The organism is Holophagales bacterium, from assembly GCA_016719485.1.
Taxonomy (GTDB): domain Bacteria; phylum Acidobacteriota; class Thermoanaerobaculia; order UBA5066; family UBA5066; genus UBA5066.
Genome location: JADJZB010000025.1, coordinates 168,427 through 180,913, shown reverse-complemented (window position 1 = coordinate 180,913; position 12,487 = coordinate 168,427). Strand labels below are relative to the sequence as shown.

The window sequence follows — 12,487 nt, the reverse complement described above, 5'->3', positions numbered from 1 at the left end:
TCAGGAATCGCGTCGATTCCTCCGGGGGCCGCGTGCGGTGCGGTACGTCTCACGGCCGCCTGCTGCGCGCGCCCGACCCGCTTCCGAGTCCGCTGCGGCCGGGCGGGGGGCCCGCGCGAACTCCTCGCTTCGCTCGTCAGACACGCGCGCGGGCCTGATCCCCGCCCGGTCCTCGCGAACTCGAGCGGGTCCCCGGGCGTGCTCGGGGGCGGCTCGCGAGACGCACCGCCCCACCCGCGGCCGGCGCGCTTCAAGCGTTCGTGAGGGAGACCTGCGGAACGAGAGCGCTGAAGGCCTAAGGCCGGACTTACGGTCGGATGAGCGAGTAGACGAAGGCGTCCTGGAACTGCCCGTGAACGAGGAAGCGGGAACGGAGACAACCCTCGAGGAGGGCGCCTGTCTTGAGGGCGACCGCCTGGCTGGGGGCGTTTCCGACGGCGACGAGGAGCTCGAGGCGCTGCAGGTCGGTGTTCTGGAATGCCCATGCCGCGACCTGACGCGCGGCCTCCGTGGCGAACCCGCGGCGGGTCGCTGAGGAACGGATCCAGTAGCCGAGGTTTCCGAGGCGGAATCCCTTGTTGATCTGGTTCACGCCGCAGCAGCCCAGCAGGCCTCCGTCGGCACCGATGACGAGAAACTCGAAGGCCGTGCCGGCCTCACGGGCTGCCGGCTGCTGCGCGATCCAGGTGGTCGCATCCTCGAGGCCGTAGGTGAGCGGACACCAGGGCGCCCACGGGTGCAGCTCGGCCATGGACTCGCGGACCGCGTCGAAGACTCGATCGGCGTCTTCAGGAACGGGAAAGCGCAGCGTGATCGTCACGCGTTCGAGTATGCCGCCCGGTCGACGATCTGTCGTATCGCGGATGGTGAGCGGGCGGGAGGGGTGTCCCGCGAGCGGCCTTCGAGCACGTGCGGGGCCCCGCACGGCTGCCGCGAGCAGGTCGCCGGATCAGGCGAGCGCACGTGTCCGACGAGCGAAGCGAGGAGTTTGCGCTCGCCCCGGCGGCCCGCGGAGCGGAGCCGTTGCGGGTCGCGCGCGCGCAGCGGCCGCCGTGGGACACCCCTCCCGCCCGCGACTTGAGAGCACGGAACCCAAAGGCGCCGGGTGTGCCCTCGTGCCCTCGTGTCCTCGTGTTCTCGTGCCCTCGTCGCTGCCCCGCCGGTCAGAAGAGGCCGAGGGCTCCCTTGCCGGCGTAGCCGGTCAGCTCGACGTAGGCGCTCCCGGCGGGGCTGCCGGAGCCGGGGAGGGGGCGGACGGCGCAGGCTCCTTCCCAGTAGGTGACGCGCGTCGAACGATCGGTGACGAGCTCCTGGTCGGGGAGGAGGGGGACGACCTCGAGGGCGAGATTGGCTTTCGGAACGCGGAGGATCCAGCGGGCCGGGTAGACGCCCTTCGAGCGCGGGCTCGTCCAGCGGTCCGTCACCTCGACGGTGAAGTCGGTTGGCGCGAGGGGCGTGGAGCGGCCTTCGCGATCGACGAGGGTGCCGGAGGAGTGGAGCGTGCGGGAACCGTCGGGACCGCGCAGGAGGTAGAGCATCAGGTCACGGCCGTCCTCGAGCTGGACGGAAAACCAGTCCCACCCCGTCGTTCCTTTTCCGATGGCTCCCGAGCCCCACTCGTGGTCCATCCACGCGGTGCCGGTGACGGCGTGGGCTGTCTGGCCGCGCGTGAGCCAGCCTTCGGCTTTCAGGCGGGTGAAGCTGACGTAGCGGCTGACGGCGTCCGGTTCGGGGGCCTTGCGCGAGAGGCCGTTCTCGCCGTGGAGGACAGGAGGCTTGAGCGGTGTCAGCAGGAGCGTCAGCGTCTCCTCGCGGCCGTTGGCGGGGTCGCTCGCATGGAGGAGGAGTTTGCCGCCCAGTTCCGTGAGCCTCCAACTCTCGTTCGCCACGTCGAGGTGCGTCGACCGCGCGGAGGCGCCGCCGGGCCCGTCGCGGTGAATCCGCTCGGCATAGCGGAACGTCTTCCCGTCGACGTCCGTTCGGGCGAAGTGGGCGAGGTGGAGGTCGCGCGGGGCGAAGGAGGAGGTGCGCGTCCCCTTCGCCTCGTCCGCGACGCCGGTCCGGAAGAAGGTGAGCTGGAAGCCGGAGCGGCGGCCGTCGGCGTCCTGCAGGTGGCCGGTGACGTACCACCACTCGACGCGCGCGTCGTCGTGGGCCCCGTGGTCGCGGGGAAAGGAGACGGTGGCTTTGGGGTCGAGGGGGCGGAACCGGTCTGCAGCGGGTGCGGGAGCGGCCGAGGCGAGGAGCGCCAGGGCGAGGAGCGTTCTCATCACGCCTATTCCTCCTTCAGGACGGCGGCGGCGTCGGTCGCGGCGGCGAGGCGGGCGGGGCGGCCTGCGGCCGATAGAGTGGCGAGTGCGACGAGGGCGAGCGCCCCGGCGAGGAAGCCCCACGGGACGTCGGTCCGGATCGTCCAGCCGAACGACTGCTTGTTGACGACGTGGATGAGGATCCACCCCATCGCGCCGCCTGCGAAGACGCCGAGGGCGATGCCGAGGGTGGAGAGCGCAGCGGCCTCGTACCGGACGGCGCGGGAGATGCGGGCGGAGGAGGCGCCGAGGACGCGCAGGAGTCCGATCTCCCGCCGCCGCTCGAGGACGAGCGCGAGGAGCGTCGAGAAGACGCCGAGGACGGCGACGGCGATCGCGACCGCCTCGAGGGCGTAGGTCACCGCGAACGTCCGGTCGAAGAGGGCGAGGGCCGCGTCGCGGAGCGAGGCGTTCGTCTGGACGCGCAGCGCGAAACGGCCCTCGGCCGCGGCGAGGATGCGGCGGCGCCCTTCCTCGGGAGATAAGGCGGGGTCGAGCCGCAGTGCGAGGCTGACCGCGCCGTCCATCCGGAAGAGGCGGCGGAAGAGAGTGCGGTCGATCGTGATCGTCCCGCGATCGTTCGAGTAGTCGCGGTAGACGCCGGCGATGCGGAGCGTGACGGGGCCGTCGACCGCGGGCAGTGTGACGAGGTCGCCGGTACGGACGCCGAACTTCACGGCGTAGGGCTCGGAGACGACGGCCTCGCCCCGGGAGAGAGCGCGCGCGAGGACCTCGCGCGTGTCGCTCCCGTCGGCCATCGGCAGGTCGCCGTGCGCCGCGACGAGGGCGAAGCGGCCCGACCCGACGGTGAAGGGGACTCCGTCCCGCGTCGCCTCGAACGAGAGGAAGGGGTCGACGGAGGCGACGCCGGGAACCCGCTCCAGGAGCGTGACGACCTCCTCGGGGAGCCGGCCGAGCGCGCGCTGCGACCGCCCTCCCTCGGGGGCGACGAAGAGGTCGGCCTTCAGCGTCTGCGAGACCCAGTCGACGACGGTGGCGCGGAAGGAGCCGACCATCACCGCGACGGCGACCATCATCGAGATCCCCATCGAGAGGGCCGCCACGGCGACGGCCGTCCGCGACAGGCTCCCGGTGAGGTTCGCGCGGGCGATGCGTGCCTCGACGCCGAGGAGGCGGACGGCGAGCCGGTCGGCGCGCCGGGCGACCGTCGTGACGGCGAAGGGGGCGAGGAGCGAGACGCCGGCGACGACGAGGAAGACCGCCGCGAAGCCGAAGAGGGGAAGGCCGCCGACCGGCCCGGGACGCGTGGCGAGGGCGGCGAGGAGGAGGAGGAACGCGCCCGCGATCGCGAGCGGCTTCACGGCCCTTCGCCGCGAGGCCTCGACGGAGCCGTGCCGGAACGTCGAGGCGGGGTCGACGTGGGCCGCTTCGAGGGCGGGAGCGAGGGCGGAGAGGATGGAGGTGAGGAGGCCGGCGAGGAAGGCGATGGCGAGGGCCCGCGGCTCGAGGGCGAGCGACGGGGCGGCCTGTGTCAGGTAGAAGTCCGTCGCCGTCCCGCCGACGGCGGCGAGCGCGGCCTTCGCCATGCCGGCCCCGAGAACGAGGCCGAGGAGGCTGCCGAGGACGCCGAGCGCGGCGCCTTCCGCCAGGAAGACGAGGAAGACCGATCGGGACGAGGCTCCGAGCGCGCGGACCGTCCCGATGTCGGTCCGGCGCCTCAGGACCGAGATGGAGAGCGTGCTGTAGACGAAATAGGTCCCGACGAGGAGCGCGATGAGGCCGAGCGCCGTGAGGTTCACGCGGAAGGAGCGGACCATCCGGTCGACCGTCGCCGTCCGCCGCTCGGGGCGGCCGACGGTCACGCCGGGGGGGAGCGAGTCCCGCACCGACTCTTCGAGAGCGGCGCGGTCGGCGTCGTTCAGGCCTTCGGGAAGGACGAGGTCGATCCGGTCGAGGAGCCCCTCGCGGGAGAAGAGCTCCTGGGCCGTGGCGATGTCGGCGAAGACGACCGACCCGGCGGCCGCACGGGCGGCCCCTTCGAGCCGGAGGATTCCGGCCACGCGGAGCCGCCGGACGGCGCCGCCGGCGAAGACGCCGAGCTCCGATCCCTCCGTGAGGCCGAGCCGCTCTGCGAGCGGGGCGGGCACGAGGACGGAGTTCCGCTGGAAGACCGCGAAGAGGCGGCCGAGGGTCGTCTCTTCGGCATCGAGCCGCGAGGCGAAGCGGTAATCGCGGACCGCGGGGTCGGTGACCGGGTCGATGCCGAGGATCTCGACGACGTCGCCGTCTCCCCCCTGCAGCGCGGCCGTCGCGACGACGGCGGGGACGACCGTGACGCCGCGCGCCCGGAGCCAGGAGAGCCGCTCGAGCGTCTCTTCGGGGATGCCGGGGCCGTCGGCGAGGACCGTCAGGCCGGCCTTTCCGGCGACGACGTCGACCGTCGCGGAGAAGGAGGCGAGGACCGAGGCGTTCGCGAGGAGGATCGCGGCCATCGTCGCCACGCCGACGGCGATCCCGGCGACGGTGAGGGCGAAGCGCAGCCGGTCGCGCCGGAGGGGGCGGAAGAGGAGCGGCCCGAAGAGGGGCGCGACGCGGCTCACGCTTCGAGGAGGCCGTCGCGGAGGCGGAGGACGCGCGTCGCCCGGGCCGCCGCCTCGGTGGAGTGCGTGGCCAGGACGATCGTCACGCCGCGCCCCGCGACGAGGTCCGAGACGAGGTCGAGGACCCGTGCCCCGGAGCGCGAGTCGAGGTTCCCGGTCGGCTCGTCGGCGAGAAGGAGCGAGGGCCTGGCGACGAGGGCGCGCGCGACGGCCACCCGCTGCATCTGTCCCCCGGAGAGCTGCCAGGGGAAGGCGCCAGACTTCTCCGGGAGGCCCACCTCCCCGAGGGCGGCCGCGGCCCTTTCGTCCGCTTCCGCGGGCGGTACGCCGTCGAGGAGGAGCGGCAGGGCGACGTTCTCGAGCGACGTCATCGTCGGCAGGAGGTTGAAGAACTGGAAGACCGTCGCGGCCGTCCGGCGCCGGTAGAGGTCGCGTCCGGCGTCGGAGAGGAGCGCGAGGTCGTGGCCGTCGACGAGGACGCGCCCCGAGGTCGGACGGTCGAGCGCGCCGAGGAGGTTCAGCAGGGTCGACTTGCCGCAGCCGGAGGGGCCGAGGAGGGCCACGAAATCACCGGGCTCGAGTGAGAACGAGACCCCCGCGAGGGCCTCCGAAATGGCGCCCTCTCCCGCCCCCGGGACCGGTACCCAGGCCTTGCGGACACTCTCGACGACGACCCTGGCGCCCATCGTTCGACAATACGCCGGCCCGTTCCGGCGGGATGGGTCGGGACGCGCGCGGCGCCGCGTATCATCGACGACCGGAATGGAGCGGCTCCGCGACCTCTGGCGCCACCGGGCGCTCGTCGGCGTCCTCGTGGCGCGCGAGGTGAAGGCGCGCTATCGCGGGAGCGTCCTGGGCTTCTTCTGGTCCCTCCTGAACCCACTCCTCATGCTGGCCGTCTACGCGGTCGTCTTCCAGCTCCTCCTGCCGAACCGGAGCCCGTCGACGTCCCCGTACGCCCTCTTCCTCTTCTGCGGCCTCCTCCCGTGGAACTGGCTCTCCTCCTCGATCTCCGACGGAGCCGCCTCGCTCCTGACGCACGGCGCGCTCCTCAGGAAGATCCTCTTCCCGGCGGAGGTCCTGCCGGCCGTCGCCGTCTTCGCCCAGGGGGTCCACTTCCTCCTGGCGCTTCCGGTCCTCCTCGCGGCGCTCCTCGCCGGTGCGTTCGGTGCGTTCGGCCCGCGCGTCCCGCTCGGGTGGGCCCTCGTCCAGGTGCCGCTCCTCCTGCTTCTCCAGGCCGTCCTCCTCCTCGGCATCGCTCTCTTCCTCTCCGCGCTGACGGTCCACTTCCGCGACGTGAAGGACCTCCTGCAGACCGTCCTTTCCGTCCTGTTCTTCGCGACGCCGATCCTCTACTCGCTGAAGGACCTCCCGAAGGGGCGGATCACCGGACTGCTGGCCCTGAATCCCCTCGCGCCCCTCTTCTCCGGCTGGCACGACGCCCTCTTCTACGGCAGGTTCTCGCCGCCGGGGACGTGGGCGGCCGCCGCGGGGATCTCGCTCGTCGCCTTCGCCATCGGGTGGGCGTTCTTCGACCGCCTCCGCGACTCCTTCCCGGAGGCCGTCTGAGCGCGCGCTCTCCCGTCGCCGTCGAGGCGCGCGACCTCTCGAAGGTCTACCGGCGGTGGGGCCGGACCCGGGCGTTCGGGACGCTGAAGTCGGCGCTCCTCGGGCGGGGCTTCGGAAAGGTTCTCGAGCCGTCGGAGACGGTTTCGGCGCTGTCGGGCGTCTCGTTCGACGTGCGGCGCGGCGAGACGTTCGGCGTCATCGGGGCGAACGGCTCGGGGAAGTCGACGCTCCTCAAGCTCGTCGCCGGCCTCTTCAAGCCGACCTCCGGGACGCTCCGCGTCGACGGCAAGGTGTCGGCCCTCATCGAGCTCGGCGCGGGCTTCCACCCGGAGATCTCGGGGCGCGAGAACGTCGTCATCAACGGCGTCATGCTCGGCCTGACGCGCCGCGAAATCGAGCGCAAGCTCCCGTCGATCATCGAGTTCTCCGGGCTCTCGGAGTTCATCGACGAGCCGGTGAAGACCTACTCGTCCGGGATGTACGTGAGGCTCGGGTTCGCCGTCGCGGTTCACGTCGACCCCGAGGTCCTCGTCGTCGACGAGGTCCTCGCGGTGGGCGACGAGGCGTTCGCCCGGCGCTGCCTCGACACGATCAAGGAGTTCTCCGCGAGGGGAAAGACGATCTTCTTCGTCTCCCACTCGCTCGTCCTCGTCGAGGAGCTCTGCGATCGCGTCCTCTACCTTTCCGGAGGAAGGGTCGCGGGGCTCGCCGAGCCGCGCGAGATGCTCGCCGCATACAGGCTGGATGTGTCCGCGGGCGAGGGGACGCGCCTCCTCGCCGAGCACGCCGTGGAGCAGGAGACGCTCCGGGCCGAGGAGGCCGCCCCGGCGCCCGGCCCGGCGCCCGAGACCGCGAACGAGGTCGAAGCCCCGCCGGCCGAGAGGGCCCGCCGCTGGGGAGACCGGTCGGCGACGATCGACGGTGTCCGGCTCCTCGGGGTCGCCGGCGACGAGCGCTACGCGTTCCGGACGGGAGAGCCCGTCACGGTCGAGATCGAGGCGACCCCCGCGCGCCCCCTCTCCGACTTCGTCTTCGGCGTCGGCCTCTTCACGCCGGAGGACGTCTGCGTTCACGGCACCAACACCGAGATCGACGGGCTCATGCCCGGCGCGTTCGACGGGCCGGCGCGGGTCCGGCTCACGATCGGGAGCTGCGACCTCGGCCCCGGCACCTACCTGATCGACGTCGCGGTCCACGCGCGCAACGGAACGCCCTACGACTACTGGCGCGGGGCATGCCGGTTCCGCGTCGACTCGCCGCGGACCGAGGCCGGAATCTGGTCTCCCGAGCGGTCCTGGTCCACCGAGGGGGGAGTCTCTTGGGCCCGTACCTGACGAGCGGGAGCCGCTTCCGCGCCGAGCCGCTTCCGGTCGCCTCCCGCGTCCTCCTCTGGACGCTCCTCGCGATCGCCGTCACGTTCCTCGTCGTCGAGACCGGGCACACCCCCTTCTTCGAGCCCGACGAGTCGCGCTACGCCGAGATCCCCCGCGAGATGCTCGCCACCGGCGACCTCGTCGCGCCGCGCCTGAACGGGTATCGGTACTACGAGAAGCCGCCGCTCCACTACTGGGCCGTCGCGGCGTCGATGTCCCTGTTCGGCGAGGAGGAGTGGGCGGCGCGCCTCCCGGTGAAGCTCTCGGCCGCCGGGATGGTCCTCGTCACCGTCCTCTTCGCCCGGCGGCGCTTCGGGGAGAGGGTCGCCCTCCTGGCGGGGCTGATCGTGGCGACGTCGCTGCTCGTCGTCGCGCTCGCCCGCCTCAACATCATCGATCCCCCCCTCTCGCTGGCCCTCTCGTCGGCGGCGTTCGCCTTCGCCTCCTTCCAGGAGCACGAGCGATCTGGGGACCGGGGACGCGCCCGGGCCGCGCTCTACCTCCTCCACTTCTCCTGCGCGGCGGCCGTGATGCTCAAGGGCCTCGTCGGCCTCGTCCTTCCCGGGGGGGCGATCCTCGTCTGGGCACTCCTGTCGAGGAGGATCTCGATCGTGCCGAGACTCTTCTCGCCCGGGCCCCTGATCCTGTTCCTCGCCCTCGTCCTGCCGTGGCACCTCGCCATTGCGCGCCGCGACAAGGAGTGGTTCGACTTCTACGTCGTCGGCGAGCATTTCCGGCGGTACTTCGAGACCGGGCACCGCCGGAGCGCCAACCCTCTCATCTTCGTCTGGGCACTCCTCCTGGGCCTGCTCCCATGGACCCCGTACCTGGGCAGGCTCGCGGGGGCCTTTCCCTCGGTCCGCCGCGGGGAATGGCGGGAGAGGGGCGCCGAAGCGTTCCTCCAGGTCTTCTGGATCCTCGTCCTCCTCTTCTTCACGGCGTCGCGGTCGAAGCTCGTTCCCTACATCCTTCCGGTCTGGCCGGCCGTGGCCGTCCTCGTCGCGCTCGGCCTCGAGAGGGCCCGGCAGCGGGGAGCGCCGCTGCGCCCGGAGAGAAGGGTCGCGGGTCTTCTCTTCGGCGTTCTGACCGGCGCCGTCGCCGCATACGCTTTTGGGGCGGGGATGGCGGCCCGGTACGGTGTGGTGGCCGAGGCCGCCGTCGCGACGGCCTTTCTCGGCCTCGGGGCCCTCCTGAACCTTCTCCCGGCCCGGGGCGACGCCCGCTCCCCGCGGAGGCCCGCCTCGACGGAACGCCTCGCCCTCACGGTCGCGGCCCCGTGGATCGGGTTCGTCGCGGCTCTCGTTTTCGCTCTCCCCTCCGTCGCCAGGTCCATCACTCCCTGGCCAATGGTGGCCGTCCTGAAGCGCGAGCTGCGTCCCGACGACCTCCTCCTGCAGAAGGGGCACTACGTGCAGGCGCCAGCCTTCTACACCAAGAGGCTGACGCCCATCGCCGGCCTCCCGTGGAGCGAGCTCGACTTCGGGCGCGAGGAGGCCCGCCGCCGCGGTCTCTACCTGTCCGACGAAGAGTTCGCCCGGAAGTGGCACGGGCCCGCCCGGGTCCTCTGCATCGTCCACTTCGGCCACCTTCGCGACTTCGGAAACCCCGCCCGCGGCCTTTCCCTGCCGCACGTCCTCGCGAAGAGCCCCAATGGGAAGTTCTATCTCGTCGCGAACCGGCCGTGAGGGTGCCGGGCCGCCCGCCGGGGCGGCGTTCGGCCCGCGGGACGCCGTCCCATAAAATCGGAAGCCCGTGACGAATTCCGCCCCCGCCGCCCGCAAGGTCTCCATCGTCATCCCCGTCTACAACGAGGAGAGGAACCTGCCGCACCTCCTTCCGAGGCTCGTACCGGTTCTCGAAGGGCTGGGGAGGCCGTGGGAGGTCGTCTTCGTCGACGACGGCTCGCGCGACCGTTCGCTCGCCCTCCTGAAGGAGGCCGCCCGGGGGTGTCCGGGGCGCGTGAAGGCGGTCGAGCTCCTGCGCAACGCCGGGCAGCACATGGCGATCATGGCCGCGTTCGGGGAGACGGACGGCGAGTACGTCATCACGCTCGACGCGGACCTGCAGAACCCGCCGGAGGAGATCCCGAAGCTCGTGGCGAAGATGGACGAGGGGTACGACGTCGTCGGGACGGTGAGGACGAAGAGAAAGGACTCGCTCTTCCGGAAGGCCGCCTCGCGCCTCGTGAACCGGACGACCGGGCTCCTGACCGGCATGCGGCTCGGCGACTACGGCTGCATGCTGCGGGGCTACCACCGCGACGTCGTCGACGTGATGACCGCGTCCGACGAGGTCTCGACGTTCATCCCGGCGCTGGCGCAGCTCTACGCGCGCAGGCCCGTCGAGATCGAGGTCGCGCACGAGGAGAGGGCGGAGGGGGAGTCGAAGTACTCGCTCCTGCGTCTCGTGCGGCTCAACTTCGACCTGATGACCGGCTTCTCGGTCGTCCCCCTCCAGCTGTTCGGCCTCCTCGGGTTCCTGACGGCGCTCTTCGGGTTCGGTTTCGGCCTCTTCCTTCTCGTCCGGCGCGTCATCGTCGGCTCCGAGGTGGAGGGGGTCTTCACGCTTTTCGCTCTCGCGTTCCTCGTGATGGGGGTCATCATGGCGGGCGTGGGAATGGTCGGCGAGTACGTCGGGCGGATCTACCAGCAGGTGCGTGGCCGCCCGCGCTTCCTCGTCCGCCGCGTCCACGCGGGAAAGGAGGAGCCATGAGCGGAATCGTCATCTGCGCATACGGCGACGTCGGGTACCGCTGTACGAAGTGGCTCCTCGACGCGGGTGAGCCCGTCAAGCTCGTCTACACGCACCCCGACGCCCCCGGCGAGGAGCGCTGGTGGGAGCCGGTCGCCGACCTCGCCCGCTCGCGTGGCGTTCCGGTGAAGCTCGTCGCGTCGATCGACGCCCCGTCGGAGGAGGCGGTGATCCGGGCCGCCGGGCCCGACGTCCTCTTCTCCTTCTACTTCCGGAAACTGATCCCGGCGAGGGTCCTTTCGATCCCCGTGATGGGGGCCCTGAACATGCACGGCTCCCTTCTCCCCGCGTTCCGCGGCCGGTCGCCCGTGAACTGGGCCATCCTGAAGGGGGCCCCCGTCACCGGCGCCTCCCTCCACTACATGACCGACAAGCCCGACGCAGGAGACCTCGTGGACCAGGAGCCGGTCCCGATAGGGCCCGACGACGAGGCGCTCACCGTGGCCCGCCGTGTCACCGAGGCGGCCGTGACCGTCCTCGCGCGGAGCTGGCCGAAGCTGAAGGCGGGGACGGCCCCGCGCGTCCCTCTCGACCTGTCGAAGGGCTCCTACTTCGGGGGCCGCAAGCCCGAGGACGGCCTCATCGACTGGTTCCGCCCGGCGCAGGAGGTCCACGACCTCGTCCGCGCCGTGACCCACCCGTGGCCCGGTGCCTTCACCGACATCTTCGGCCCGCGCGTGACGATCTGGAGAACGCGGCTCTCGGGCTACGGCGGCCACGACACCTTCCCCGAGAAGATCGAGCTGACGGAGAAGTCCGTCATCGTCTATTGCGGAGACGACCGCCCCGTGGAAATTCTCCTGGCGCGCCCGGAGGGGCAGCCGGACCTGAACGAGGCTGCGTTCCGGGCCTGGACCCTGGCCCGGGGCTGAGGCGGCCGGAAAGGCGCGATGCGCGTCCTCATCCTCGGAGTCAACGGCTTCATCGGCAACGCCCTCACGCGGCGAATCCTCGGCACGACGGACTGGGAGGTCTACGGCCTCGACGTCGGCAGCGACCGGATCACGGAGTTCCTCGACGACAGCAGGTTCCGCTTCCTCGAGGGCGACATCGCCATCAACCGCGAGTGGATCGAGTACCACGTCAAGAAGTGCGACGTCGTCCTCCCGCTCGTCGCCATCGCCACGCCCGCGACCTACGTCAAGAACCCGCTCTCGGTCTTCGAGCTCGACTTCGAGGAGAACCTCCGCATCGTCAAGATGGCGGCCAAGTACGGCAAGCGGGTCGTCTTCCCGTCGACGTCGGAGGTCTACGGGATGTGCCCCGACCGCGAGTTCGACGAGGACTCCTCGCCGCTCGTCTACGGCCCGATCCGCAAGGAGCGCTGGATCTACTCCGCCTCCAAGCAGCTCCTCGACCGGGTCATCTGGGCGATGGGAAACGCGAACGGCCTGCGGTTCACCCTCTTCCGCCCCTTCAACTGGTACGGCCCGCACCTCGACGACGTCGACGCGCCGAAGGAGGGGTCGAGCCGCGTCCTGACGCAGTTCCTCCACAACATCCTCTACGGCGTCCCGATCAAGCTCGTCGACGGAGGGCACCAGCGGCGCTCCTTCACGTTCATCGAGGACGGGATCGACGGGCTGATGAAGATCCTCGTCAACGAGAACGGCTGCGCCGACGGTCAGATCTTCAACCTCGGCAACCCCGAGGCCGACCTCTCGATCCGCGAGCTCGCGCAGCTGCTCCTCGCGGCGGTCGGGACCTACGAGAGGTTCGCCCCGCTCGCGAGGGACGCGAAGGTCGTCGAGGTCTCCTCCGCCGACTACTACGGCGCGAACTACCAGGACATCACGACGCGTGTCCCGTCGATCCGCAAGGCGAAGGAGTGTCTCGGCTGGACGCCGTCGACCGATTTCCCGACGGGCCTGAAGAGGACGCTCGACTTCTACCTCTCCGGGCGGACGACGCCCGAGGTGTAGCG

The 12,487-nt window shown here is 71.3% G+C and carries 8 protein-coding genes and 1 pseudogene; 5 read left to right on the top strand and 4 right to left on the bottom strand.

What is annotated here, in order from left to right:
- Positions 1–307: 307 nt before the first annotated feature.
- From IPN03_18005 to IPN03_17990, 4 genes are all read right to left on the bottom strand, one after another.
- Complete coding sequence (locus IPN03_18005; protein ID MBK9375557.1) at positions 308–820, bottom strand: GNAT family N-acetyltransferase; 513 nt, start codon at positions 818–820, stop codon at positions 308–310.
- Positions 821–1,163: 343 nt separating this feature from the next.
- The gene (locus IPN03_18000) at positions 1,164–2,273 is read right to left on the bottom strand and encodes a carotenoid 1,2-hydratase (GenBank protein MBK9375556.1); all 1,110 of its coding nucleotides are present in this window, start codon (positions 2,271–2,273) and stop codon (positions 1,164–1,166) included.
- 2 nt (positions 2,274–2,275) lie between these two features.
- Positions 2,276–4,870 (bottom strand): ABC transporter permease, encoded by a 2,595-nt coding sequence (locus IPN03_17995; protein ID MBK9375555.1) that lies wholly within the window; start codon positions 4,868–4,870, stop codon positions 2,276–2,278.
- Positions 4,867–5,556, bottom strand: coding sequence for an ABC transporter ATP-binding protein (locus IPN03_17990; protein MBK9375554.1), 690 nt, complete (start codon positions 5,554–5,556; stop codon positions 4,867–4,869). Before IPN03_17990 ends, IPN03_17995 begins: the two co-directional genes overlap by 4 nt.
- A gap of 76 nt (positions 5,557–5,632) precedes the next feature.
- Between IPN03_17990 and IPN03_17985 the strand changes: the two genes are divergently transcribed.
- The 5 genes and pseudogenes from IPN03_17985 (at position 5,633) to IPN03_17965 (ending at position 12,485) form a co-directional block, all read left to right on the top strand.
- Positions 5,633–6,439: an ABC transporter permease gene (locus IPN03_17985; protein ID MBK9375553.1), complete on the top strand. Its 807-nt coding sequence runs from the start codon at positions 5,633–5,635 to the stop codon at positions 6,437–6,439.
- Positions 6,391–7,773 carry an ABC transporter ATP-binding protein gene (locus IPN03_17980; GenBank protein MBK9375552.1) on the top strand — a complete coding sequence of 461 codons (1,383 nt, stop codon included), beginning with the start codon at positions 6,391–6,393 and terminating at the stop codon, positions 7,771–7,773. Before IPN03_17985 ends, IPN03_17980 begins: the two co-directional genes overlap by 49 nt.
- Positions 7,758–9,497 (top strand): glycosyltransferase family 39 protein, encoded by a 1,740-nt coding sequence (locus tag IPN03_17975; GenBank protein MBK9375551.1) that lies wholly within the window; start codon positions 7,758–7,760, stop codon positions 9,495–9,497. The genes IPN03_17980 and IPN03_17975 overlap by 16 nt, the downstream gene beginning before the upstream one ends.
- A 67-nt stretch (positions 9,498–9,564) precedes the next feature.
- A complete protein-coding gene (locus IPN03_17970; GenBank protein MBK9375550.1) occupies positions 9,565–10,524 on the top strand; it encodes a glycosyltransferase in 960 nt (319 codons plus the stop codon).
- Positions 10,521–12,485: pseudogene (locus IPN03_17965) on the top strand (bifunctional UDP-4-keto-pentose/UDP-xylose synthase). The gene IPN03_17970 and the pseudogene IPN03_17965 overlap by 4 nt, the downstream one beginning before the upstream one ends.
- Positions 12,486–12,487 lie beyond the last annotated feature (2 nt).

Excerpts from the sequence above, each read along its gene's own strand:
- IPN03_17985 (MBK9375553.1), top strand. The coding sequence starts at position 5,633 with ATGGAGCGGCTCCGCGACCTCTGGCGCCACCGGGCGCTCGTCGGCGTC.
- IPN03_17990 (MBK9375554.1), bottom strand. The coding sequence starts at position 5,556 with ATGGGCGCCAGGGTCGTCGTCGAGAGTGTCCGCAAGGCCTGGGTACCG.